Consider the following 2,482-nt stretch of genomic DNA (forward strand, 5'->3'; position numbering starts at 1 on the left):
GCCTGGCCTGTTCACGCTGCCACGTCCGTAGTCGTCGGACGAGGGCTACTTCCTCCACGACGACGAAACGGACATTAGCTCTCGTTCCACCCTCTTAGAGGACGTTAAGTCCGTTTTTGGATGATCTGGTGTCGCCCGTTCGTGGGTACGGAGGTATTCGGGCTGACTCGCGTGTCGTGTGCATGGTGGGGTCGGGGCATGGAACGGATGCCGTACTCAACGGACTTGTCCGACGGACAGTGGGCCTTGATCGAGCCGCTGGTCACCGCCTGGAAGCAGGAGCGGGTGTCGCGCTCGGCGACCGGGGACCCGGGCTCCTGCGACCTGCGCGAGGTCGTGAACGCGCTGCTGTACCAGAACCGGACGGGGTGCCAGTGGCGGCTCCTGCCGCACGACTTACCGGCCTGGTCGGCGGTGTTCTACTACTTCACCCTGTGGCGACAGGACGGCCTTGACCGGCGGATCCAGGAGATCCTGCGCTGCCAGGTGCGGGAGCGGGCCAGACGATTAGAGGACCCGTCCCTGGTGATCATCGACACCCAGTCCGTCCGCGCGGCGGCCGGGGTGCCGAAGGCGACCACGGGGCTGGACGCGAACAAGAAGACGCCTGGGAGGAAGCGGGGACTGGCTGTCGACGTGCTGGGCCTGATCATCGGGGTGGTGGTCCTGGCCGCGAGCGCGCACGACAACGAGGCCGGTATCGCCCTGCTGGACCAGGCGGACGAGCGGTGCGGGATGCGTCTGGAAAAGGCCCTGGTCGACCAGGGCTTCAAGGACGCCGTGATCATCCACGGGGCGGTGAAGGACATTACCGTCGAGGTGGTCAGGCGCAACCCCGACGACGTGGGCAAGGGGTTCGTTCCGCAACCGAAGCGGTGGGTGGTCGAGCAGGTCAACGGCACCCTCATGCTGCACCGGCGCCTTGCCCGCGACTACGACCACCGGCTCGACAACGCCGCCTCCCGCGTCTACTGGGCCGCCACCGCCGGCATGCTCCGCCGCCTCACCGCCCCCAGCCCTGCCTGGCGCGACGACGTCGAGCTGGCAGCGTGAACGTCACCGAACTCCTGCGGCTGTTGCAGGCCGAACACGACGAGACCGCCACACGCGCCGACCACCTGCGCGAACAGATTCACCAACTCACCGGTGCACTGGCCGAGGTAGAGGCCCACCTCGCCGAGATCGTCACCGCCGGGAAGGTCATCGACGGCCTTGCCCTGGCCGACCACGAGCCGGCCCCTGCGGAGACCGCCACCGTCTACCAGCGCATCGTGACCGCCTTCAACGAGCATCCCGGGCGGGTGTTCCGGGTTCGCGACCTACACGAACTCCTCGGCCTGCCCACTGACGAGCCCTCGATCAACGCCACCCGCTCCCGCCTGGGACGACTCGTTCGTCAGGGACTCCTCGACCAACCCGGACGCGGCCGCTACCAGAAACGGACTTAACGTCCTCTTAGTACCTCTGAACCCGAGCTACTGCGACTGATCACGCTTGTTTGCCGAACGAGCTGGCGTAGCTGCCACGTGACTGATGGGCGCGGCTCGGGTCCCGCCTAAGCTGCACTCCACCAAACGCATCGGAGAGGGGGCCGTCATGACCGACCGGACGCGGATCATCGAGCTGACCCGCGTTCTGCCGCCCACACATGGGGCGGACGAGCGAGTCGACTGGGCCGCGGCAGAAGAGCGGTGGGGCACGCCCTTCCCGAAGGACTACGTGGAGTTCATGTCCCTCTATGGTGGGGGCAGCTTCGACGAGGTCTGCATTCTGACGCCACTCCCGGTGGACTACACACGCGTGGATCCCGGCAGCTTCGAGGACGAGACCGAGCAGGCTCGCTACATGTGGGAGATGGAGGGCGGCCCGGATGTCCTCGATGTCGACCCCGACGACATCCTCGCCTGGGGCGTCACCTCCGGTGCTGACGTCTTGTGCTGGCTCACTACCGACCCCGACCCCGATCAGTGGCCCGTGCTGGTCTGCAATCCCGACTTCACGATCTACCACTGCGGAATGGTCGAGTTCCTCCTCTGCCTCTTCCGGGAGGACATCGAGCCCTATCCGATCGGGATCGACGTCCGGGACCCAGCAACCACCTGGATCCACTGGAAGGAAGAAGAGAGGCGCCACAAGGCGGGCCTCAGTTCGCTGTGATTGGACAGCCGTGGACACCCCGATGACCTCCAGCTCGGCCTGCAGCTGCTCACGGGGCGTCATGTCGGGCAGCCCGGTGGCGTCGGTGGGTGCGGTGACGGGGGTGAGGGTCACCTGCTCGGCGGTCGCGCGGCCGGTGCTCATGTGTTGGCCAGACCTCCCGCTCGCGTGGTTCCTCACGCCGGCGCCTCGACTGTCGGGCACGCCTGGTATGCATGCGCCATGGACAGTCAGGACGACCGGTTCGACTGGATCGACGAGGAGGACGGCTTCTACCCGGTCCTCACGCTCGTCGAGGGGGTCGCCGAAGACGAGGTTCTCCGAC

The 2,482-nt window shown here is 66.8% G+C and carries 3 protein-coding genes; all 3 read left to right on the plus strand.

Features of this window, described 5'->3' with window-relative positions; genetic code table 11:
• Window positions 1–198: 198 nt before the first annotated feature.
• The 3 genes from ACFW1A_RS40045 (at window position 199) to ACFW1A_RS40055 (ending at window position 2,157) form a co-directional block, all read left to right on the plus strand.
• Window positions 199–1,053, plus strand: coding sequence for an IS5 family transposase (locus ACFW1A_RS40045; protein WP_380418591.1), 855 nt, complete (start codon window positions 199–201; stop codon window positions 1,051–1,053).
• Window positions 1,050–1,448 carry a type IV toxin-antitoxin system AbiEi family antitoxin domain-containing protein gene (locus ACFW1A_RS40050; protein WP_380418593.1) on the plus strand — a complete coding sequence of 133 codons (399 nt, stop codon included), beginning with the start codon at window positions 1,050–1,052 and terminating at the stop codon, window positions 1,446–1,448. Before ACFW1A_RS40045 ends, ACFW1A_RS40050 begins: the two co-directional genes overlap by 4 nt.
• A 148-nt stretch (window positions 1,449–1,596) precedes the next feature.
• On the plus strand, window positions 1,597–2,157 hold the full coding sequence (locus ACFW1A_RS40055; protein ID WP_380418595.1) for an SMI1/KNR4 family protein: 561 nt from the start codon (window positions 1,597–1,599) through the stop codon (window positions 2,155–2,157).
• Window positions 2,158–2,482 lie beyond the last annotated feature (325 nt).

It is taken from the genome of Kitasatospora sp. NPDC058965 (assembly GCF_042741245.1).
GTDB lineage: Bacteria > Actinomycetota > Actinomycetes > Streptomycetales > Streptomycetaceae > Kitasatospora.

Excerpts from the sequence above, each read along its gene's own strand:
- ACFW1A_RS40055 (WP_380418595.1), top strand. The coding sequence starts at position 1,597 with ATGACCGACCGGACGCGGATCATCGAGCTGACCCGCGTTCTGCCGCCC.
- ACFW1A_RS40045 (WP_380418591.1), top strand. The coding sequence starts at position 199 with ATGGAACGGATGCCGTACTCAACGGACTTGTCCGACGGACAGTGGGCC.